At 69.3% G+C, this 22219-nt stretch carries 18 protein-coding genes and 1 pseudogene; 15 read left to right on the top strand and 4 right to left on the bottom strand.

Annotated elements, in window-relative coordinates; translation table 11 throughout:
• Nucleotides 1–19: 19 nt before the first annotated feature.
• The 11 genes from B9S61_RS37730 (at nucleotide 20) to B9S61_RS37680 (ending at nucleotide 13560) form a co-directional block, all read left to right on the top strand.
• A complete protein-coding gene (locus tag B9S61_RS37730) occupies nucleotides 20–1105 on the top strand; it encodes a mandelate racemase/muconate lactonizing enzyme family protein (protein WP_103546195.1) in 1086 nt (361 codons plus the stop codon).
• A gap of 187 nt (nucleotides 1106–1292) precedes the next feature.
• On the top strand, nucleotides 1293–4235 hold the full coding sequence (locus B9S61_RS37725) for a glycoside hydrolase family 2 TIM barrel-domain containing protein (protein WP_258040087.1): 2943 nt from the start codon (nucleotides 1293–1295) through the stop codon (nucleotides 4233–4235).
• Between the two features lie 382 nt (nucleotides 4236–4617).
• Nucleotides 4618–5631 carry a C-terminal binding protein gene (locus tag B9S61_RS37720; protein ID WP_258040086.1) on the top strand — a complete coding sequence of 338 codons (1014 nt, stop codon included), beginning with the start codon at nucleotides 4618–4620 and terminating at the stop codon, nucleotides 5629–5631.
• A gap of 11 nt (nucleotides 5632–5642) precedes the next feature.
• Nucleotides 5643–6665, top strand: a complete 1023-nt coding sequence (locus B9S61_RS37715) for a zinc-binding dehydrogenase (RefSeq protein WP_181007721.1) — start codon at nucleotides 5643–5645, stop codon at nucleotides 6663–6665.
• Nucleotides 6665–7417 carry an SDR family oxidoreductase gene (locus B9S61_RS37710; RefSeq protein ID WP_275405188.1) on the top strand — a complete coding sequence of 251 codons (753 nt, stop codon included), beginning with the start codon at nucleotides 6665–6667 and terminating at the stop codon, nucleotides 7415–7417. The genes B9S61_RS37715 and B9S61_RS37710 overlap by 1 nt, the downstream gene beginning before the upstream one ends.
• A gap of 210 nt (nucleotides 7418–7627) precedes the next feature.
• Entirely contained in the window at nucleotides 7628–8761 is a 1134-nt protein-coding gene (gene dgoD / locus B9S61_RS37705) for a galactonate dehydratase (RefSeq protein ID WP_103546190.1), read from the top strand.
• Nucleotides 8762–8888: 127 nt separating this feature from the next.
• On the top strand, nucleotides 8889–9890 hold the full coding sequence (locus B9S61_RS37700) for a sugar kinase (protein WP_103546189.1): 1002 nt from the start codon (nucleotides 8889–8891) through the stop codon (nucleotides 9888–9890).
• Between the two features lie 38 nt (nucleotides 9891–9928).
• Entirely contained in the window at nucleotides 9929–10576 is a 648-nt protein-coding gene (locus tag B9S61_RS37695; protein ID WP_103546188.1) for a bifunctional 4-hydroxy-2-oxoglutarate aldolase/2-dehydro-3-deoxy-phosphogluconate aldolase, read from the top strand.
• A 273-nt stretch (nucleotides 10577–10849) separates the two neighbouring features.
• Complete coding sequence (locus tag B9S61_RS37690) at nucleotides 10850–11629, top strand: NAD(P)-dependent oxidoreductase (protein WP_103546187.1); 780 nt, start codon at nucleotides 10850–10852, stop codon at nucleotides 11627–11629.
• A gap of 357 nt (nucleotides 11630–11986) precedes the next feature.
• A complete protein-coding gene (locus B9S61_RS43640; RefSeq protein ID WP_360414489.1) occupies nucleotides 11987–12277 on the top strand; it encodes a transposase in 291 nt (96 codons plus the stop codon).
• Between the two features lie 353 nt (nucleotides 12278–12630).
• The gene (locus B9S61_RS37680; protein WP_011029010.1) at nucleotides 12631–13560 is read left to right on the top strand and encodes a family 16 glycosylhydrolase; all 930 of its coding nucleotides are present in this window, start codon (nucleotides 12631–12633) and stop codon (nucleotides 13558–13560) included.
• A gap of 249 nt (nucleotides 13561–13809) precedes the next feature.
• Here B9S61_RS37680 and B9S61_RS37675 read toward each other — a convergent pair.
• Nucleotides 13810–14034: pseudogene (locus tag B9S61_RS37675) on the bottom strand (IS1380 family transposase); the annotation flags it as partial.
• 163 nt (nucleotides 14035–14197) lie between these two features.
• Between B9S61_RS37675 and B9S61_RS37670 the strand changes: the two are divergent.
• The gene (locus B9S61_RS37670) at nucleotides 14198–14629 is read left to right on the top strand and encodes a hypothetical protein (RefSeq protein ID WP_258040085.1); all 432 of its coding nucleotides are present in this window, start codon (nucleotides 14198–14200) and stop codon (nucleotides 14627–14629) included.
• 346 nt (nucleotides 14630–14975) lie between these two features.
• Here B9S61_RS37670 and B9S61_RS37665 read toward each other — a convergent pair whose 3' ends face one another.
• From B9S61_RS37665 to B9S61_RS37655, 3 genes are all read right to left on the bottom strand, one after another.
• Nucleotides 14976–16226 (bottom strand): DUF234 domain-containing protein, encoded by a 1251-nt coding sequence (locus tag B9S61_RS37665; protein WP_258040084.1) that lies wholly within the window; start codon nucleotides 16224–16226, stop codon nucleotides 14976–14978.
• Between the two features lie 507 nt (nucleotides 16227–16733).
• Entirely contained in the window at nucleotides 16734–17609 is an 876-nt protein-coding gene (locus B9S61_RS37660; protein WP_103546186.1) for an undecaprenyl-diphosphate phosphatase, read from the bottom strand.
• A 539-nt stretch (nucleotides 17610–18148) separates the two neighbouring features.
• Nucleotides 18149–18937, bottom strand: coding sequence for a TVP38/TMEM64 family protein (locus B9S61_RS37655; protein ID WP_103546185.1), 789 nt, complete (start codon nucleotides 18935–18937; stop codon nucleotides 18149–18151).
• A gap of 49 nt (nucleotides 18938–18986) precedes the next feature.
• On the opposite strand from B9S61_RS37655, the gene B9S61_RS37650 reads away from it, so the two are divergent.
• The 3 genes from B9S61_RS37650 (at nucleotide 18987) to B9S61_RS37640 (ending at nucleotide 22159) form a co-directional block, all read left to right on the top strand.
• Entirely contained in the window at nucleotides 18987–19721 is a 735-nt protein-coding gene (locus tag B9S61_RS37650; protein ID WP_103546184.1) for a DNA alkylation repair protein, read from the top strand.
• A gap of 338 nt (nucleotides 19722–20059) precedes the next feature.
• Nucleotides 20060–21241, top strand: coding sequence for an elongation factor Tu (gene tuf, locus B9S61_RS37645; RefSeq protein ID WP_103546183.1), 1182 nt, complete (start codon nucleotides 20060–20062; stop codon nucleotides 21239–21241).
• A gap of 72 nt (nucleotides 21242–21313) precedes the next feature.
• On the top strand, nucleotides 21314–22159 hold the full coding sequence (locus B9S61_RS37640; protein ID WP_103546182.1) for a spermidine synthase: 846 nt from the start codon (nucleotides 21314–21316) through the stop codon (nucleotides 22157–22159).
• Nucleotides 22160–22219: the final 60 nt, after the last annotated feature.

The raw sequence follows: 22219 nt of genomic DNA, 5'->3' as shown, positions 1-22219 counted from the left end.
GAGAGAAACGGTACAAGGCATGATCGAACGGGTATGCACCGATCTCTATCGCATACCGCTCCCGACCAGGCTCACCGACTCGACGCACGGCGCCATGATGGATTTCGAGCTCATCACCGTGCGGATCGAGGACAGCGACGGGGCGACAGGTCTGGGCTACACCTACACGGTCAACCATGGTGGGGCGGCCGTGGCGACGATGGTGGACAAGGACCTGAGGGGCTGCCTGCTCGGTGCCGACGCCGAGCAGATCGAGAAGATATGGCAGTCGATGTGGTGGCGGCTGCACTACGCCGGCCGCGGGGGGCACGCCACATCGGCGATCTCGGCCGTCGACATCGCCCTGTGGGACCTGAAGGGAATCCGGGCACGGACGCCGCTGTGGAAGCTGTTCGGGGGGTACGACCCTGTCGTGCCCGTGTATGCCGGCGGCATCGACCTGGAACTGCCGGTCGCCGATCTGAAGACGCAGGCGGACCGTTTCCTGGCCGGGGGATTCCGGGCCATCAAGATGAAGGTGGGCCGCCCGGACCTCAAGGAGGACGTCGACCGGGTGTCGGCGTTGCGTGAGCACCTCGGCGACTCCTTCCCGCTGATGGTCGACGCCAACATGAAGTGGACGGTCGACGGCGCGATCCGCGCGGCTCGGGCGCTCGCGCCCTTCGACCTGCACTGGATCGAGGAGCCGACGATTCCCGACGACCTCGTCGGCAACGCCCGGATCGTTCGGGAAAGCGGTCACACCATCGCGGGCGGCGAAAACCTCCACACCCTGTACGACTTCCACAACGCTGTCCGCGCCGGCTCCCTGACGCTTCCCGAGCCGGACGTCAGCAACATCGGCGGGTACACGACGTTCAGGAAGGTCGCCGCACTGGCGGAGGCGAACAACATGCTGCTGACGTCGCACGGCGTGCACGACCTCACGGTGCATGCGCTCGCCTCGGTCCCCCACCGGACCTACATGGAGGCACACGGCTTCGGCCTGCACGCCTACATGGCCGAGCCGATGGCCGTCACGGACGGATGCGTCTCCGCTCCCGACCGCCCCGGGCACGGCGTGGTGCTGGACTTCGAGCGCCTCGGCCGGCTGGCGGTGGGGTGACCGGTCGCCCGGCCTGCGGCTGACCCAGTCGGCACCGTCGGCGGATCACCGACCCACGGCCGGTATGACGATGAGCGGGCGGTGGCCGGGACCGGCCGCCTCCTCCCCCCCCCCGTGACGTCCCATGACGTAAGGAATCGACGTGCTCCCCATCATCGGTGCTCTCCGCCCGTGGGCGGACCCTACGATGACATCCCTGCTCCGACTCCCGATGCGCGCGCGTCCCGCCGCCGAGGGGGACCGCCGGCTGTCGCTGGACGGCACCTGGTCCTTCCGGCTGTTCCCCTCTCCCGACCAGGTGCCTGCCGATGCCGTGAGAGGAGAGCGGGCGCCCGGGCAATGGCAATCGGTCGACGTGCCCGGTAGCTGGCCGGTCCAGGCGGCCGACGACATTCCGCACTACACGAACATCCAGATGCCGTTCGCCGAGCCTCCGCCGCGGCTCCCGTCGCGCAACCCCACAGGTGTGTACCGCACGGGCTTCGACGTCCCGTCCCACTGGGAGGGCCAACGGCTGCTGCTGCACGTGGGTGGCGCTGACAGTGTGCATGCCGTCTACCTCAACGGCGTGTTCGTCGGATACGGCACCGACGCCCGTCTCGGGAGCGAGTACGACGTGACCGAAGCGGCCCGCGTGGGGAGGAACCAGCTTGCCGTGGTCGTCGTGAGGTACTCGGCGCACAGCTTCCTCGAGGACCAGGACGGATGGTGGCTCGCCGGTCTCCACCGCGGTGTGCGTGTCGAGGCCCGCCCGCCTGTCGGACTCGTCGACCTGGATGCCCGGGCGGACCTCGATCCCCGCTCTGGTGAAGGATCGCTCGATGTCCGCGCCACGGTCGACTTCGGCGAGAGCACGGCGGCGGAGGGATATCGCGTCCGGGTTTCGCTGTCGGGCCGCGACGGTGCGGGAGTGGCGGGGCCTCAGGACGCTCCGGTTCCCCATGCGGTCAACAACACCTACGAGTTCTCCGGGCACATCGCCCGGCTGCACCGGGACGGGCTTCGGATCCTCCCCTGGTCGGCGGAGACGCCGACGCTCTACGAAGTCGCAGCGGAGCTCATCGACCCGGCCGGAGACGTGGTCGACGCGACCCGGGTACGCGTGGGTTTCCGACGCGTCGAGATCGACGGGCCGGACTTCCTCGTGAACGGCCGACGTGTATGGATCTTCGGGGTCAACCGGCACGACCACCACCCCGACACCGGTGCCGCGGTCACCGCGGAGGACATGCGTGCCGACCTGGCGGCCATGCGCCGGATGAACATCAATGCCATCCGCACATCCCACTATCCGAACGATCCCGCCTTCTACGACCTCTGCGACGAACTGGGCTTCTACGTCGTCGACGAGGCCAACATCGAGTCGCACGCGTTCAACTGGTACCTCTGCGGCGACCCGCGGTACCGCGCGACCTGGCTGGAGCGCGGGGCCCGCATGGTGGCGCGTGACCGCAACCATCCCTGCGTGGTCCAGTGGAGTCTGGGCAACGAGAGCGGGTACGGCGTCAACCACGACGCTCTCGCGGGGTGGATCCGCCGCGCCGACCGCTCGCGTCCGCTCCACTACGAGGACGCCATCCGGAACTCCGGGTGGACCGACGGGGGCCGTCACGCCACGGACGTCGTCTGCCCGATGTATCCCGGCATCGAGGAGATCCGGGCCTACGGGGAGCAGGTGGCCGCCGGGGCGGCGGACCGCCCCTTGATCATGTGCGAGTACTCGCACGCCATGGGTAACAGCAACGGCTCACTGGCCGACTACTGGGACGTCATCACCTCCACGCCCGGACTCCAGGGCGGCTTCATCTGGGAGTGGAAGGACCACGGCCTGCGACAGCGGCTCCCCGACGGAACCACCCGCCTCGCGTACGGTGGGCAGTTCGGCGACGCCCCCCACGACGCGAACTTCGTCGCGGACGGCCTGGTTTCCGCCGATGTCGAGCCTCACCCCGGAACGGCCGAAGTCGCCTGGGTGTACCGGCCTGTGACCACTGAGTACGTGGACGGCGGGTTGTACGTGACCAACCGACGTCGTTTCGCCGGCACGGGAGACCTCGCGGCAGGCTGGGAACTCCTTCTGGACGGCGCTCCGTCGGCCTCCGGCACGCTCGACGTCCCCGACATCGCGCCCGGTGGGAGCGTGGCCGTGCCGCTGCCCGCGGACGCGGCGCGCGCGGGCGCCGCGCAAGCCCTGCTGACCATTACGTGGCGGACCCGAACAGAGTCGTGGTTCGCACCGGCGGGGCATCCCGTCGCGTGGGACCAGCTCGCTCTGCGGGACGGAAGAACCGCCCCCGGCCCGCCGGTGAACGGGGCTGTCGCGGTGCCGGGCGAGACGGCGGACGACCCGGTGCCCAACGTGTGGCGCGCTGCGACGGACAACGATGGGCTCAAGCTGATGGAGCACATCGTCCGTGTGAGAGAGATGGGATCACGCACCCTTATCCGCTGGAGGGACGCCGGTCTGGACACGCGGCCCGCGCACGAGATCGTGGACCACACCGTCTCCGTGTCCAGGAGCGAGAGCGGTGCGGATTACCGTCACCGGTTCGAGGTGCCCGACGAGGCGGCGGACCTGCCGCGTGTCGGCGTGCTGTTCCGAGTGGACCCCCGATTCGACCGGTTCGTCTGGTTCGGGCGGGGCCCGCACGAGAACTACCCGGACCGGAACCGGTCGGCGATGTTGGGCCGCTGGTCGTCGCATGTGGAACCCTCTCCCTACCTCGTGCCGCAGGAATTCGGGCTGCGCACCGGGACACTCTGGCTTGAGCTGATCGACGACGATCGCGGCGACCGCCTTCGGCTGACCTCGCTCGGTGGTGACTTCTGCTGGTCGGCGACGCGGTATGCGCCTCAGGCGCTGTTCGCCGCCGGGAACGCCAGTGATCTGCGCGAGGACGGCCGACTGGTCGTGTGCCTGGATGCGGCGCACAGGGGGGTCGGGACCGGGGCATGCGGGCCCGACGTCCTCCCGGAGTACCGGATCGGACCGGGACGATACGAGCTGGCCTACCGGATGGAACTGGTCCCCGCGGTGCAGGGGGTGGCGGGGGCGCCGCCGCACCCCCAGGACTCATCGCGTGCCGCATCGGGTGGCGGTAGTCAGTGCAAGGACCGTCATGTAGGGTGAAAAACCGGTTTATCTACCTGGGTTGCGGTGACTGGCGCGACCTGGTCGACAGGCGGACGTAGGGGCCGTGGCCGAAGACGGGCGGGTCGTTCGACTGCGGCGAAGTGGTCCAGCCGGCTGCCGACGACAGTCAAGACGCCTGAACCGCCACCTAGGCCGCCGTCGGCGCGGTTCGGACCGCTTCGCCGCCGGTACCGGGTGTTCGCGAGTACGGCGCCTGGCGAACTGAACAAGCCGTAGCAGACGCTCTGCACCGCGGAGGAAGGCGTCCCACCGAGCGATCGCCGGTGGGAGGGAGTCACGCGGGGCGTCAGGGCGGTGTTCCGTCGAGCACCATCACACATCACACAGAGCCTGGAGAGTGATCCGCCTGATGACGGCTATGAGAACGACAGGCGGTGGCCCGCTGGTGGCCATCACGGAGTGCGACCATGATTCCTTCGACATAGAACGAGACGTAGTCGCCTCCGCAGGGGGGCAACTCCTCGTCACCCAGTCCCGGGACGCCGACGCTCTGGTGGTCAATTGTGCCGGCGCCGACGCGATCGTGGTGCAGTACGCGGCGATCACGGCGCAGGTGATGGACCGTCTCCCACGCCTCAAGGTGATCGGGCGCTACGGCGTCGGTGTCGACTCGGTGGACGTGGAGGCGGCGACGCGGCGTGGCATTCTCGTGTGCAACGTGCCCGACTACGGCACGGAGGCGGTATCGGACCACGCGATAGGGCTTGCCCTGTCCGTCGCGCGGGGTATCCCCCGGCTCGACCGGGGCGTGCGCGCCGGCTCGTTCGACCTCCCTGCGGTGCGTCCCCTGTACCAAGTGGGCCAACGAGTCTTCGGAGTCGTCGGGATGGGCCTTATCGGCGCGGCCACCGCACGCAAGGCGGCAGGCCTCGGCTATGAAGTCATCGTTCATGACAGTGCCGCAGACCCGGACTCGCGGACGTTCCGCGGTTTTCGCTCCGCCGGCCTCGACGAGCTGCTCGAGCGGGCACAGGTCGTCTCCGTGCATACGCCCCTCACGGAGCAGACGCGCGGTCTGCTGGGCGCCGACGCGTTCGCGCGGATGCGTTCCGACGCGATCGTTGTCAACACGAGCCGAGGCGGGGTGATCGATACGGGTGCTCTCGTCGACGCCCTCGAGCGCGGCGCCGTCGCAGGAGCGGGCATCGACGTCCACGAGATCGAGCCGGTCCCGCGGGATCACCCGCTGACGTCGTTCGACAACGTCGTACTCACGCCGCATCTCGCCTGGTACAGCGAGGAGTCCTACGCCGAGCTCAAGAGGCGCACCGTGGAGAATGTCGTCGACGCCTGCGCTGGGCGCATGCCCCGGGGCGTGGTGAATCCCGAGGCACTGCCGGCGGCTGCGCAGCGGTCGGAGGCCCGGCGATGACGGGCGGCGGCATGAGCGCCGTGGTGTGGGCCGGCGTCAACGATGTCCGCGTGGAGGAGGTGTCGCTGCCCGAGGTGCCGCCGGGATGGGCGCTGGTCCGGGTCGCCTGCACCGGGATATGTGGCACGGACCTGGGGATCGTGCGCGGCAAGCACCCGCGGGCACGACGGGGGCTGATCCTCGGTCACGAGATCTCGGGCTGGGTCGAGGTCACGGCGCCGGGCGGGCCTCCGGAAGGGACGCTGGTGGTCGCCGAACCGCTGATCTCCTGCGGAGAATGCCGTGCGTGCCGGGAAGGCCACAGCCATGTGTGCGCCCGGCTGGGTCTGTTCGGTATCGACGCGCCAGGAGGCGCCGCGCAGTTCGTGGCGCTGCCGCCGTCGGTGCTGCATCAGGTTCCGGCGGGCGTCGAACCCACGCAGGCGGCGTTGACCGAGCCGTTGGCGGTCGCCGTGCACGCGGTCCGCCGCTCGGGGATGGAAGCCGGGGATGTGGTGGCTGTCTTCGGCGCGGGACCGATAGGCATACTCACCGCACTGGTGGCCCGGCACGAGGGGGCATCGCACGTAGTGGTCGCCGAGCCGAATGCCCGCCGTCGTGCGGTGGTGAGCGACATGGGGCTGATCGCGGTCCCTGACGGTGCACGGCTGCGGGATACGGTCGCGGAGCTCTCGCAGGGCGACGGAGCCGACACGACGTTCGACAGCGCGGCTCACCCCGCTGTGGCCGCCGAACTCGCCGATGTCACCCGTGTCCTCGGCCGCGTAGTCATCGTCGGTGTGTACAAGGAACCAGCCGCGGTCGACCTTCAGGCCGTGTGCTTCAAAGAGCAGTCCGTGGTCGGCGTGCGGGTCTACACGCGCGAAGACGTCCGCACCGCGATCGACCTGATAGCGCACAACGCGCTGGGGCTGGACAGGTTTCCAGTGTCCGTCTACGGGTTCGACCGGATTTCCGACGCCTTCGACGCAGCGGCCACAGGCTCGGACGGACTGAAAGTTCTCCTCAGCACACACGGGGACGCAGTCTCATGATCTCCCCATTCGACCTCACGGGCCGTACCGCCGTCGTCACGGGCGGAGGACGCGGCCTCGGACTGGGTATCAGCCGCGCGTTGTTGACCGCGGGCGCCGATGTGGTCGTGCTCAGCCGGAGCGCCCTGGACGACCGGCTGAGGCGGACAGCCGCAGATCTCGGACGCTCGGTGAGTCACGTCGGCGTCGATCTCAGGGACCGCGAAGGCGTCGCGGCCGCGGGGGCCGAAGTGCTCGCCGGTCACCAGGTCGACATCCTGGTCAACAACGCCGGAGCGCAGGTCCGGCATCCTGCCGAGGACTTCCCGCTCGATGCCTGGGACGCGGTGATCGACGTCAACCTGCGCTCGGTGGTCCAGCTGTGCCAGATCTTCGGTCGGCCCATGATCCAGCGCGGTGAGGGTAAGATCATCAACCTCGCATCACTGCTCAGCTTTCAGGGCGGATTCACCGTGGCCGCGTACGCGGCGAGCAAGGGTGCCGTCGCGCAGCTCACCAAGGCTCTGTGCAATGAATGGGCGGGCCGGGGAGTCAACGTCAACGCGATAGCGCCCGGATACATGGCCACAGAGATGAACACGGCACTGCTTGCGGACCCCGTCCGGCTGGAGCAGCTCTCGGTCCGCATCCCGGCCGGCCGATGGGGAGGCCCGGACGATGTGGGCGACGTGGCGGTCTTCCTGGCTTCCCGCGCGGCGGCATACGTCCATGGCCAGGTCCTCGCTGTCGACGGGGGTTGGCTTGCCCGGTAGGCGCTGGGCGCCGGAGTTCGGTGACGTGAGTCGAGGCGCCGTCCACGCGGGCCGGGGAGCGCGGCACCACCGCCACGTCCGGAAGGTCGCGTGGGACGGGGACACCGAGCGGCAGATGCAGGTACGCGGGCTACCCGCCGGGCGCACCGCTCAGGAATCTACAGCTTGTCGTCAAAGGGCGAGGAATATCGCCCCAAGAGGAGATTCGCGGTGAGAATAGTGAAGGTCCGCACCTTCCACGTTCGCCCCAGATGGTTGTTCGTGGCGGTGGAGACCGACAAGGGTGTCATCGGATGGGGTGAGGCCGTTGTGGAAGGGCAGGCGAGGGTCGTCGAGCGCATGATCGGCGACCTCGCGGAATACCTCGCAGGGCGTGACCCCAGACGGATCGAACACCACTGGCAGGGAATGTACCGTGGGGCCTTCTACCGCGGCGGAGCCGTCCTGTGCAGTGCGATCAGTGGAATCGACCAGGCGCTGTGGGACATCACCGCCAGGGACCTGGGAGTCCCCGTCCACGCATTGCTGGGCGGCGCTGTCCGTGATTCGGTGCGCATGTACGGGCACGCGCGGGGCGTCACGGACGAGGAGTTCGCCCACGCCGCGCGGCGCTCACGGTCCGCGGGAATGACGGCGATCAAGTTCGGGTTGGACGGACCGGTAAGGGCGCTCGACTCGGTGGCGTACGTCGACCGCCAGGTTGCCCGGGTCGCTGCGGTTCGCGAGGCTGTGGGTCCCGCCTTCGACATCGCGCTCGACTTCCACGGCCGCACGTCACCTGCCATGGCCCGACGCCTGGCAGAACGCCTGAGTCCGCTGGGCCCCCTTTTCATCGAGGAACCGTGTCTCCCGGAGAACGTCGACGCCCTGGCGGAGATCGCCAGGGCGACGAACGTGCCGATCGCGGCCGGCGAACGGATCTTCACCAAGTGGGGCTTCCGGGAACTCCTCGAACGCCGGGCCGTGTCCGTCGTCCAGCCCGACCTCTGCCATGCCGGCGGGATCAGCGAAGTCCGTCGGATCGCCGCCATGGCCGAGGCCCACTACGTCGCGCTCGCCCCGCACAACCCCCTGGGGCCCGTCTCGCTGGCCGCCTGCCTTCAAGTGGCTGCCAGCACACCCAATTTCCTGATCCAGGAGTATCTGGCACTGGACGACGGGGCCGATCTCGGCGCCGGGATCCTGGCGGTGCCGTTCTCGGTCGAGAACGGACACATAGCCGTACCCACCGGGCCTGGCCTGGGCATCGAAGTCGACGAAGCACAGCTCATGGACCGTGTCTACGCCGGCGACTGGACCACACCCCGCTTCACCCACCAGGACGGATCGCACGGTGACTGGTGACGCGGGCCGACAGCGAAGCACTCGACACCTCGAAGAGGCGGGACAGAATGGGGACCAGGAAATCCGGGCACCGGCCGGACGAGGGAGCCGTCGGAACGTCCGTGACCATGCACGAGGCGGAAGTCCGATGACCCGGCCTGTCGTGGAAGGAGGGCCTGCCGTCGTCTGTCTGGGCGAGACGATGGCGCAGATCGTGCCGATCGACGGCCTTCGTCTATACGAGGCGTCCGCCTGTGCCTTCGGGGTGGCGGGCGCGGAGTCGAACGTCGCGGTCTCCCTCTCGAGGCTGGGCACAGCGGCGTTCTGGGCCGGATTCGTCGGAGACGATCCGATGGGTCTCCGTGTCCTTGGCGAACTCCGTCGGCACGGCGTGGTGACGAAGCTCGCGCGTACGATGCCGGGACGCAGAACGGGTGTCTACTTCAAGGACCCCGCGCCCGAAGGGTCCGACATCTACTATTACCGGTCCGGCTCGGCCGCCACGCTCATGGACGGAGACTACGCGGAACGGATCGCTGCGGTGCGTCCGCGCTGGATCCACCTGACCGGTGTGACGCCGGCCTTGTCGGAGAACTGTCGTGAAGCGGTCATCTCGCTGATTGAGCTCGCGGGTGACACGGGAGCGAGTGTCAGTTTCGACGTCAACTACCGCCCGTCCCTCTGGCCCGCCCGCGACGCTGCGGCACAGTCGCTCATGGCCATCGCCGATCGTTGCGATGTGGTTTTCGTCGGCCTCGACGAGGCGCAGACCTTGTGGGCTTCTCGCACCGCGGGAGCGGTTCGGGACCACCTCCCGAGTCCGGACGTCGTCGTGGTGAAGGACGGTGGCAGTGAGGCCGTCGCCTTCCGCGGAGGCCGTCGGACCGCGGTGCCCGCGCTGCCGGTCGACGTGGTCGAACCCGTCGGTGCAGGCGACGCGTTCGCCGCAGGATGGATTCACGGAGCCCTCGTGGGTCTTGACGATGCCGGTTGCCTGCGACTCGGGCACCTGCTGGCCGGTGCCGCGATGACATCGCTCTCGGACGTCGCCGACCTGCCTACCGCCCCGGCAGCGCTGGTAGCACGGGCGAAGCACGGCAACGAATGGCCCGGACACGCTTCCCCTGCCGAGGCGAGCCCACACCCCTGAATATCAAGCACCCCACGGACACCGTCGTCGGAGGAGTCATGCCGCGTTACGAGACTGCCAGCCGCATCGCCCGAGATGGGGTCGTCGCTGTGGTCCGCTCACAGAGCCCTGATCTCGCCCGTGAGCAGGCATTGGCCCTGTTGAAAGCCGGTCAGCGCGTCGTGGAGGTGTCGATGACCACTCCCGGGGCCCTTGATGTCGTCGCGGACCTGAGCCACGGCTGGCCGGCGCACGAAGCTCTGATCGGTGTCGGAACCGTCCTGGACGAAGCCACCGTGCGCATGAGCGAGCTCGCCGGCGCACGATTCGTCGTATCTCCCACGGTGAACCGCACCGTCCTCCGAGCCGCACATCGCTACGGCATGGCGACCCTGGCGGGCGCACTGAGCCCCACCGAGGCCGTCACGGCGATTGAGGAAGGCGCCGACTTCGTCAAGTTGTTCCCCGCGAGCGTCTACGGTGCGGACGTCGTGAGGCATCTGCTTGCTCCCTTCCCACAGCTCGCTCTGGTTCCCACCGGTGGTGTGCCCCTCGAGCTGGCGCCCGACTACATCCGCGCCGGTGCGGTGGCTGTGGGAATCGGCAGCGAACTGACTTCAGGAGACCCTCGCTCGATCGAGGGCAGGGTGCGGCAGTTGCGCACCGCGGTGGCCCGAGAGAAGGCCGAGCGCACGGCGAGAGCATGACCACCCTGTCTGACAGGGCGGAAGGCACTTCCACGCGGCGCGGCGTGGCGTGGGCGCACGCTGGTGGTTGTGCCTTCGGCTGGATGACGGTTGCGGCTGGGCCGAGCAGCAGCCAACGCGCCGGGCGAGCCGTGAGGGCGATCGTGAAGAGAGGAGAAGACGGTCTGTGTGTCCGACTGGAACCTTTCGTCTTTCTGCCTGAGCCTCGGTCCCGGGAGAGCCTGGAGACTTCGGGTCTCCGTCGACGCTTGCTGATGCAATGAGGAGCATTCGATGCGACGTACTGAGTCCCGGCGGCTGGTGGTAACAGGGGGCTCCGGCCGGGTCGCGAGAGTAGTTGTACCTCCGCTGGCCAAGAACTGGCGTATTCATGTCATTGACAGGTCTGCGGGAGACCCTTCATTCTCACCTGAGCGAATCACGATCAGCGACATGCGCGACCCGGGACCTCTGCGACGGGCGATGCGGGGCGCCGACGCGGTGCTCCATCTCGCCGCAAACGCCAGTCCGTGGTCGCCGTGGCCCGTCGCGATCGACAACCTGACACTGGCACAGAACACGCTCGACGCCGCCGCTGAGGAGAGTGTGCCCACCGTGGTGCTGGCCAGCTCGGTGCACGCCGCCGGCGGAGCCTACCGAGAAGGGCACGTTCCCGTTGCAACCGATCGGCCTGCGCGCCCGTGCTGCCACTACGGCACCGGCAAGGCGGCGATGGAGGTGGCTGCCGCACTCTATCACGATGCTACGGGCGCTGGGGCTTCTTGCCTGCGGCTAGGGCTCACCGGCTGGCCCCTGACACATCGCGAACTTGCAGACGGCTGGCTGGGTGACGCGGATGCGGCCGCGTTGGTGCGACAAGCCCTGTCCGCCTCCGGGTCGGGTGTCTACCACGGAGTCTCGATCCACGGTGCACGGGCCTGGGACGTCGAAAACGCAACGCGCGACCTCGGATGGGCGCCGCAACAGGAGTTGCCTGTGCCCCTTGGCTCCCTGCCTGCTCTGGAGGCGTGGCCGTGCCGCATGTTCAGCGGTCCCCGGCGGGCGACGACGTGACAGAGCATGTGAACCGCTCGCGGGCCAGTCGTGACCATGGAATCCCGACGGCGGCCCAACCTTGCCCTCTGACGGCACTGGTGCCGGCGGGGATCAGCAACCGCCAGGCGTACTCGTCGTCACCTCCCCCGATGCCGAGCGACCAGGCGAGTTCGCCGGCGGCAGGCAGCTCCGCCTCTCCGGACCCGGTGGATCCGGTCGAAGACTCCTGTCTGCCGGCATTCCGACTCGTCTGTCCACGTCCGCAGGAGGCCACGACACGCTCTGGCCGGGCAGTCGTCGTGGTGGGTGTCGGCGCTGGGGGAGAGGTGGTCGTGTGAAGCCTTCCCGTGATCGTGGACACCTGGAGACTGAGATGTGAGAGCCCAGAGGAAGCAGTGCCAGGTGGGAAGCAAGTACACGAAGCGGTACTTGGAGGAGTACAAGCGGGACGCAATCGAGCTCGTGCGGTCGTCGGGCCGGACGGTGACCGAGGCCGCCCGGGAGCTCGGGATCAGCCGGAGTGAACCGTTCCAGGTTCGGTACGGGTTCGGTAGAGACTTCAGTCGGACTCCAGAGACGAGGGGACGATGCGTCGGGGCTTCGGCGGGGCATCCTCACCTGCCACGGCGGGCCCTGGGGATGCCATGCACAGGAAGGCCGGCTTGATGAATCGTGACCGGCGCGACGGGGCGAGTGACCGAGGTCGCCGCTGGATCACAGTCGGGCACGGCACGAAATCCTGGGAACTACTGCAGCCGTACCGATTGTCACCCTGCGACACTCCGCTGTAGCATTCGGGAAACCGGTTCACCTCATTGAATGATCAAGCGAGCGAAAGCCCAGAAACTTACCTCCTGGAGCCTAGTTCCTCCTGCGCGGTGGAATGATCGTGCCACGTGGGCGTTCCGGAACTTTTTGCACGCACGCGAGCTCTCGAATTTTGACGCCCAGGGGCTGCGAAAGTCATCGCCAAATATAAGATTCTTCAGCCAGGCGGGAATCGAAGAAGGAGAACGATCGTGGTCAACCGACGTGATCTCATCAAGTGGAGTGCCGTCGCACTCGGAGCGGGTGCGGGGCTCGCGGGTCCCGCACCCGCCGCTCATGCCGCAGACCTCGAATGGGAACAGTACCCCGTGCCGGCCGCCCCTGGCGGAAACAGGTCCTGGCAGCTTCTCCCCAGCCATTCGGACGACTTCAACTACACCGGCAAGCCTCAAACCTTCAGGGGCAGATGGCTGGACCAGCACAAGGATGGCTGGTCGGGCCCGGCCAACAGCCTCTACAGTGCGCGCCATTCCTGGGTGGCCGACGGAAATCTCATCGTCGAGGGCCGCAGGGCGCCGGACGGGAGGGTCTACTGCGGCTACGTGACCTCCCGCACCCCAGTCGAGTACCCTCTCTACACCGAAGTACTCATGCGTGTGAGCGGGCTGAAGCTCTCATCGAATTTCTGGCTCCTGAGCAGAGACGACGTCAACGAGATTGACGTGATCGAATGCTACGGCAACGAGTCATTGCACGGAAAGCACATGAACACCGCCTACCACATATTCCAGCGGAACCCCTTCACTGAACTGGCGAGAAGCCAGAAGGGGTATTTCGCAGATGGGAGCTACGGGTACAATGGTGAGACTGGGCAGGTGTTTGGGGACGGCGCCGGGCAACCTCTTCTTCGGAATGGATTCCACCGCTACGGCGTGCACTGGATAAGCGCCACCGAATTCGATTTCTACTTCAACGGCAGGTTGGTGCGCCGGCTGAACCGGTCGAACGACCTCAGGGACCCCCGGAGCCGGTTCTTCGACCAGCCAATGCATCTGATCCTCAACACCGAGAGTCATCAGTGGCGCGTCGACCGAGGTATCGAACCCACGGACGCGGAACTCGCAGACCCCAGCATCAACAACATCTACTACCGCTGGGTCAGGACGTATCAGGCCGTGTAGGTCAGCACCTCACGGAACGGAAGATTTCAAGTCCAGTGAGAGAGCGCTAGCCTCGATCTTGCGTGACGGTCCGCCGACGGAGTCGGTGGACCGTTTTCGTGTTCTGGGCTGAGGTCGGGCAGGGCGAGGGCCCGAGTGTCGTCTCGGGGTGGCGCCGGGTTCCACTGCTCCGGGTGGGGAAGGGCTGTTGTAGGGACGGGTGGATCCGCTGGTCAGCCGGGGTTCGGCAGGAGTGCGAGTCGTTCGAGCGGCAATCGGCCGGCCGACGGTGTTGATCGCGAAACAGGTCAGCCGCATGCCGTCCGCGTCCGTGAGCCTCAACTGGGCCCCGGGATGAGGTCTTTCCTTGCGGACGATCAGCCGCATGCCCTTGGGCCAGCCGTCCAGGACGTCGCCGGTGAGCTCGGCGACCCGGGCCTCGTCCCGGACCTCACCGCCCGCCTCGACGGCCGGCGTCCAGGCCGAGGCCGGAACCTTCGATGCTGACGTTCCGTGACGCTGGGTGGAGCCTCAGTCGGGCGGCGTGTCGTGGGCTGTAGGGGCTCCAGTGCCCGAGGAATGGCTTCAGGCCGTCGGCTCGTGGTTCGGGGATGTCGGCAGCCGGGGCGGCGTGCTCAGGGGGTCGAGGTGCTCCACGGTGGCTGACGTCCGGCTGATCCATGCTTCGGCTTCGGTCCTGGCCTGGCCCGGCAGCATGGCCTCCACTCGCGTGTACGCGGCGCTGCACTTCTCGTCCGAGAGCGGGGAGGTGGCCGGGGAGGACTACGGCCAGGCCGAGCTGCTGGTGCTGGAGGCGATTCGGCGGTCCGCGGAGTCCGCTGGGCTTCCTGATGGGCTCGCGCCCTGCGCCTCCCGGCCCGACGCGGTGCCCGGGTCCCGGCTCACGCGGGGGCTGGCTGAGTGGGTGCGGAGCTGTCCGCGTCCGCTGGTGCTGTTCTTCGACGAGATCGACGCGCTGCGGGGGAAGAGCCTGCGCAGTGTGCTGCGCCAGTTGCGCGATGGCTTCACTGTCAGCCGAGGGGTCAGACCCACCAGCAGCGTCACCACGTCACATCCTCACTGTCAGTGATCTCCTTGCCAAGGTGTACATCCCCGACGGCGACGGCCGTGATGCTGGATCGCGGCGTCGCTGGGCGGGGCAATTCGCGGCATGCATTCCGACGGCCGGCAGGGGAGTGAGGCAGCTCCGTGGGCTCCGGCAGCGCCGGCCCGTCGTCCGGTCCCCCCGGGGACCCAAGCGCCCTCGGGCCAGGGCATCGGCATCCGTGCGCTGTGCGGCTGCGGTCTCATGATCCTTTTGGTGCGGGTGTTGACGCCTTCGGTGCGGCCGTTGTGGTAGGCAAGGTGAGGCCGGCGTTCACGGCGGGCTCGACGACGTCTCGCGGTGCTCAAGCTGAACGGTCTTGAGTCCCCGCTCAGTTCCAAGCGGCGAGCAGGTCTTTTGGGGTGAGGGTGGTGATTCCTTCCGCGGTGCAGCCGCTGCGGGCGATCGCGAGCAGGGGGGTGTCGTCGTCGGCTCCGGGAAGCTGGGAGCGATGGGTGATCAGGCGGGCCAGGTCGCGCTGGTCGAAGGGCTTGTTCTCAAGCCATTTGATGGATCCGGCGAAGGTGATCTTCTTTGCGATGGGGGAGCGGTCGGCGCCGATGAGGTCGATCTCCGGGTTGTTGGTGCGGGTCCAGTAGCCTCCGACGACGCCGGTGCCCTCGGGGAGCCAGTCGTCGGCCAGGCGCCAGAGGGCTTCGCGGATGACGGGTTCGATGGCGCGCCCGCGCCAGGATGTCCAGCTCGTTCGGATGGAGTCGAGAACGCGGTCGCCGCGGCCGCGTTCGACGGCGGGGATGCCGGGGCCGATGAAGGAGAGCCAGAACCGCAGGTAGGGGTCGTCGATGCGGTAGCGCGTCTCGCGGCTCGGCTTGGTGGACAGGGGGAGTTCGGCGGCGGCCATGCGGCGGCCTGTGAGGAGTTCCAGGGAGCGTTTGACGGAGCCTGGGTGGAGGCCGCCGGCGGCTCGGCCGATGAGCGTGAAGGTGCGTTCGCCGTGGCCGATGGCGCTGAGGACGGTGCGGGCTTGCGCTTCGGTGGGGAATTCGGCGGCCAGGGTGCGTTCGCCGCTGACGAGGAGTGCGGAGGTGGGCCGGGTGAGGGCCTGTTCGAGGTAGTCCCACAGGGCGGCGCCGTGGGGCCATTCTTCCAGGATCAAGGGAAGGCCGCCCGTGATGAGGTGAGCGTCGAAGGCGTCGGCCGGGGCCAGGTCGAGCAGGGAGGCGACGTCGTGGGGGGTGAGAGCGGGGACGGCCATCTCGGTGCCACGCTGGTAGAAGGGGCGTCCGTAGGTGTTGAGCTGTTCCATCGTGGCGATGTCCCAACCGATGAGGATCAGCAGGACCGGGAGCTTGGACAGGGTCCGGTCGAAGGACTTCTGCAAGGCTCCCTCGAAGCTGGCGTCCTCACGCACGAGATAGGGCATCTCATCGAGTACGACAATGCTGGGTGCGTCGGAGGGCAGAGCGGTGGCGAGCAGGCTTAGGGCCGCATCCCAGCTCTGTGGTGTGGCGAAGTCCGAGAAGCGGCTGGCGTCAGGCAGGGCGGACGCGGCCAATTCGGCGGTGAAGCCCGCCAGGTCCTGCGCCTGTCCGGTGCCTCTGCCGGTGCGATACCCACGCACTACGGCGGGCCGGCTCGGAGTGGGATGGCTCGCCCGACATCGGCCGGCTGGGCGGCCGGCTCGAGTCCTCGAGCTCGGGGAGGAGTGTGGAGAGGCGGCGGAGGCCATCACTGGCGCCCTCGGTGCCAACCCGCTCAAGGGCAGCAGCCACAGGTGGCAGGACGTCGAGAAGGAGCTCAAGGAGCTCAGCGACGTCATCGTGACCGCCGTGCTGGCACTGGCCACGAGCAGCCCGGACCCGGAGAGGCCCTCGCCGACCGTGTGTCCAGGCCCTCCTGGATCGTCTCGGCCTGAGCTGACCCGCTCCACCCTTTGTACGGAAGAACCCGCCCAAGCCGTGCGGGCCCTTCCGCGTCATCCCCTACTTTGCGGACGCACACGCCCTAGTGGGGCGTATCCCGCCTCCCCGGTGGGAGATGAGTGGGAGACAAGTGGGAGATGATCATGGCGTGATGCTGCAATCAGGCACTGGGAAATGCCGGATAGCACTACCTGTGCGGCCCGGTTTCAACCGCCGGACTCGCCCGCGTGCGGGCTCAGCACACCGGCTCCGACCAGCAAGAACAGCAGGATGCCCAGGACGACCCGGTAGTAGACGAACGGCATGAAGCTCTTGGTCGAGATGAATTTCATGAACCAGGCGATCACCGCGTACCCGACCGCGAAGGCGACGACCGTCGCGAAGATCGTCGGGCCCCAGGAGACGTGCCCGCCCTCCGTCGCGTCCTTCAGTTCGAACAGGCCGGAGGCCAGCACCGCCGGGATGGCGAGCAGGAAGGAGTAGCGCGCCGCGTCCTCGCGCCGGTAGCCCATGAACAGACCGCCGCTGATGGTGGCGCCGGAGCGGGAGACGCCTGGAATGAGCGCCATGGCCTGGCAGACGCCGTAGATCAGACCGTCCCTGACGGTCAGGTCCCCGAGTTCCTTGCGCTGTTTGGCCACGCGGTGCCGGCCGCCGCTCTCGTCCCGCGCGGCGAGGCGGTCGGCGACGCCGAGCACGATGCCCATGCCGATGAGCATCGCCGCGGTGAGCCGCAGATCCCGGAACGGGCCCTCGATCTGGTCCTTGAGGGTCACCCCGAGCACGCCGATCGGGATGGAGCCGACGATGACCAGCCAGCCCATGCGCGCGTCCTGGTTCCGGCGCATCTCCTTGTCCGTCAGGGAGCGGGTCCAGGCGGACAGGATCCGGCCGATGTCCTTGCGGAAGTAGATCAGCACAGCGGTCTCGGTGCCGATCTGGGTGATCGCGGTGAAGGCCGCGCCCGGATCCTCCCAGCCGGAGAAGGCCGCGGTCAGCCGCAGATGCGCGCTGGAGGAGACGGGCAGGAACTCGGTCAGCCCCTGGACGAGTCCGAGGATGAGGGATTCAAACCAAGACATGAGGCAGCGGAGTCCAAGTGCCGATTGTGAACGGGAGTAGGGCGCACCGCACCGCCGTGTGCGGTGATCGGTGATCAGGTGCGCCGAGGGGGAAGCGTATCGCCCCCGGATGAACGCCCGGCGGAAGAGGGATGACGGCCCGGCGCCCTCAGGATGACCGGATCGGGCCGCCGCGGGGCCGCCGTGGGGCCGCACGCCGTCCACCCGGGGACCGCGGACGGGGGGCCGGCTCCCCTGTGGTACACCGTCGCCGCAGGCCCGGCAGGTGACGGCCGGCCGCCGCGGCCGCGGGACCAGGATGTCGCGAGCGGGGAGTACGGCTCACCGACGCGTACGTGGGCGACGGCGATCCGGCAGGGGCGCGGGTGTTCGGACGCGGCCATACGGCGGAGCCCGGGGCCGGCGGCCCCGGCCGACCACGGCCCTGCTCCACGTGATGCGTGAGCGCGGCGCCCGCTACGCGTCGCGGGCGATGTGCGAGGCGGGCGGACCGGCCGGCGCGACCGTCCCCCAAGAGGTCTGACGTACCGCCGGGACCGTCACCGCGCGCGCAGCTGGTGCCGCTTGCGCCACGCCACCACCGCGCCCAGCAGCCCCGGTACGGTGATGCAGGCCAGCGCGATGAGGAAGGCCGGGGACGTCGGCGTGGAGGCGCGGGCGCCGGCCACGACGTAGGCGGCGGTGTTCGGGACCGAGCCGAGCGCGGTCGCCAGCAGGAACGGCAGCAGGCCCATACGGGAGACGGCGGCGCAGTAGTTCGAGGCGGCGAACGGGATGCCCGGGAACAGCCGGGCCGCCAGCATCGAGCGGAAGCCGTGCCGGCTCAGCTGGTTGTCCGCGGCCTTCAGCCAGCGGCCGCGCAGCAGTGGACGCAGCGCCTCCTGGCCGAGCGCCCGCCCCAGACAGAAGGCGAGCCCGGCGCCCAGCACCGTGCCGCCCAGCGCCGCGGCCAGACCCAGCTGGGAGCCGAACAGCGCCCCCGCCGCGAGGTTCAGCAGCGGTCGTGGCACGAACGACACCGTGCACACCCCGTAGGCCACCGCGTACGCCATGACCGCCACCGCCCCGCCGAGCCGGTCCGGCCAGCCGTCGGTCAGCAGCCGCTGCGGTTCGAGGACCAGCATCGCCGCCGCCGCCGAGGCCAGCAGCACGACCAGCAGTGAGAGCCGTGACCAGGGCGACAGCAGGACTCTCGCGCAGCGGGCGGCGAAGCCCGTGACGGGCGCGAGAGCGGGTGCGGCCGTGGGGACGGCGACCGCGAGGTCGGTGGCGGCGGTCCGGGGAGAGACCGCGGCGGTGCCCCCGGAGCGGATGGTGGCATCGGGCATCCGGCGACACTAACCGACAAATATGTGTGATCGCCGTAGTGTTCGTCTCATGCGCGTCACAGGAGACGGGGCGGCGGCGGACCCACCGCGTCCACCGGGCAGCCCGCTCGCCGACACCGTGCTGGACCGGCTCACCGCCGCCTACGGGCCGGCGGCCGACCCGGAGCGGGCCCCGGTCATGCGGGCCTACATGAAGGACGTCGCCCCGTTCCTGGGCCTGACCACCCCGGTCCGCCGAGCCCTGTCCGCCACCGTCACGGCGGGACTTCCCCGGCCCGACGAAGCCGACTGCACGGCCGTCGCCCTGCGCTGCTGGGAACTGCCCGAGCGCGAGTACCACTACTTCGCCGTGGACTATCTGCGCCGGTACGTACGGCACTGCTCGTCCGGCTTTCTGCCCGTCACCAGGCACCTCGTCAGCACGGTCCCGTGGTGGGACACCGTCGACCCGCTCGCCGCGCACGTCGTCGGGGCGCTGGTCGCCGCCGACCCCGGACTCACCGCCGACATGGACGAGTGGATCGCCGACGACGACATGTGGCTCGCCCGCACCGCCCTGCTCCACCAACTGCGGTTCCGGGAACGCACCGACACCGAACGCCTCTTCGACTACTGCCTGCGCCGGTCCGGCCACCCGGACTTCTTCGTCCGCAAGGCCATCGGCTGGTGCCTGCGCGAGTACGCCAGGACCGACCCGGACGCCGTGCGGTCCTTCCTCGCGCGCGAGCAGGGACGTTTCGCGCCGCTGTCGGTGCGGGAGGCGCTGAGGAACATCGGGGCGTAGCGGCGCGGCACGGCGCGGAAAACCATTCGACGCGGGACGGCCTCTCGGCAAGGATCGAGCCATGTTCCGGTACGCCTTCCCTCTCGCAGCATCCGCCGTCGCGGATGCCCCGAAGGCTGCCGTTCCGGCTTTCCCCGCCGCAGTCGACGGCGCCCGAAGCTGACCCTCCCCGGACAGTCCGGCGGACCCCCCAGGGGGAGGGTCGGCCAGGTTCCAGGGGTCCGGAGTCCCGCCGCGCGCCGATCCGCCGCGCCCGGGACCGTCACGCGTCACCACGCGTCACCACGCGTCACCACGCGTCACCACGCGTCACCATCGAGAGGCTTCGAGGTACCGCCATGTCCAAGACGGCGTACGTCCGCACCAAACCGCATCTGAACATCGGCACGATGGGTCATGTCGACCACGGCAAGACCACCCTGACCGCCGCCATCACCAAGGTCCTCGCCGAGCGCGGGTCCGGCAGCTTCGTGCCGTTCGACCGCATCGACCGGGCCCCCGAGGAGGCCGCCCGCGGCATCACCATCAACATCGCGCACGTCGAGTACGAGACCGACACCCGGCACTACGCGCACGTCGACATGCCCGGCCACGCCGACTACGTCAAGAACATGGTCACCGGCGCCGCGCAGCTCGACGGGGCGATCCTCGTCGTCTCCGCGCTGGACGGGATCATGCCGCAGACCGCCGAACACGTGCTGCTCGCCCGTCAGGTGGGCGTCGACCACATCGTGGTGGCGCTCAACAAGGCGGACGCCGTGGACGACGGCGAGGACGCCGTGCTGACCGACCTGGTCGAGCTGGAGGTCCGCGACCTGCTCTCCGCGCACGGGTACGGCGGCGAGTCCGCGCCCGTCGTACGGGTATCGGGGCTGAAGGCGCTGGAGGGCGACCCGCGCTGGACTGCGTCGGTCGAGGCACTGCTCGACGCGGTGGACACCTATGTGCCCATGCCCGAGCGGTATCTGGACGCGCCGTTCCTGCTGCCGGTGGAGAACGTGCTGACCATCACCGGCCGGGGCACCGTCGTGACGGGCGCGGTGGAGCGGGGCACGGTCCGGGTCGGCGACCGGGTCGAGGTGCTCGGCGCGGAGGTGGAGACCGTGGTGACCGGCCTGGAGACCTTCGGCAAGCCCATGGAGGAGGCGCAGGCCGGGGACAACGTGGCGCTGCTGCTGCGCGGGGTGCCGCGGGACGCGGTGCGACGCGGGCACGTGGTGGCCGCGCCGGGCAGCGTGACGCCGAGCCGGCGCTTCACGGCGCGGGTGTACGTGCTGTCCGCCCGGGAGGGCGGCCGTACGACACCGGTGTCGACCGGTTACCGCCCGCAGTTCTACATCCGTACGGCGGACGTCGTGGGCGACGTCGACCTCGGCGGGACGGCGGTGGCGCGGCCCGGCGACACGGTCACGGTGACCGTCGAGCTGGGACGTGACGTGCCCCTGGAGGCCGGACTCGGGTTCGCCGTCCGTGAGGGCGGACGCACGGTCGGGGCCGGCACGGTGACGTCGGTCGGCTGAGCGGCGGACGGCTGCCCGCCCCTGTGACGGGGGCGGGCAGCCGCACGTCCGGGCCGCGGGGACAATGGAGCGGTGAGCGAGCCCATCCCCGTGACCCGTGCCGTCGGTCATGGCACCGCCAAGCTGATGCCCGACGTGGACCGTGAGCGGGCCTGGCTGCTCACCGTCGACGGGGCGCCGCAGTCGTACGTGGACCTGGACGAGCCGACGCACCTGGAGTTCGAGTACGCGAGGCGGCTCGGGCACGCCCTGGACATCGTCGCCGAGCAGGGCGTCCCCGTGGATGCCCTGCACCTCGGCGGCGGAGCGCTCACCCTGCCCCGCTACCTGGCCGCCACCCGGCCCGGCTCCCGACAGCACGTCGTGGAGCTCGACCGGGGACTGCTGGAACTGGTCGCCGAGGAACTGCCGCTGCCCGCCGGCGCCGGGGTCACGCTGCACGCGGCAGACGCCCGCGCGTGGCTGGAGGCGGCGCCCGACGACAGTGCGGACGTGCTGGTCGCCGACGTCTTCGGCGGCTCACGGGTGCCGGCGCACCTGACCTCCGTCGGCTACGTCCGTGAGGCCGCGCGCGTCCTGCGGCCCGGCGGCGTCTACCTCGCCAACCTCGCGGACGCGGCCCCGTTCGCCTTCCTGCGCTCCCAGCTGGCCACCCTGGGGACGCGGTTCGCGGAACTGGCGCTGATCGCCGAGCCGGGAGTGCTGCGCGGCCGGCGCTTCGGCAACGCCGTCCTGGCCGGGGCCGACCGTCCCCTGGACATCGCCGGCCTGTCCCGCGCGACCGCCGCCGACGCCTTCCCGGCCCGGGTGGAACACGGTGCCGCGTTACGGGACTTCATCGGCGGTGCGCAGCCGGTGCGGGACGAGGACGCCGTACCGTCGCCGGTGCCCCCCGCGGGGACGTTCGGGATCGGCTGACGGTGTGACGCGTCGCGGGGACCGCGGTTCGCCGGGCGGTGCGGCACCGGCCGACGTGCG

Origin of the sequence: Streptomyces sp. SM1, assembly GCF_002910825.1 — a bacterium.
Taxonomy (GTDB): domain Bacteria; phylum Actinomycetota; class Actinomycetes; order Streptomycetales; family Streptomycetaceae; genus Streptomyces; species Streptomyces okerensis.
This window is presented reverse-complemented; position numbering and strand designations above follow the sequence as displayed.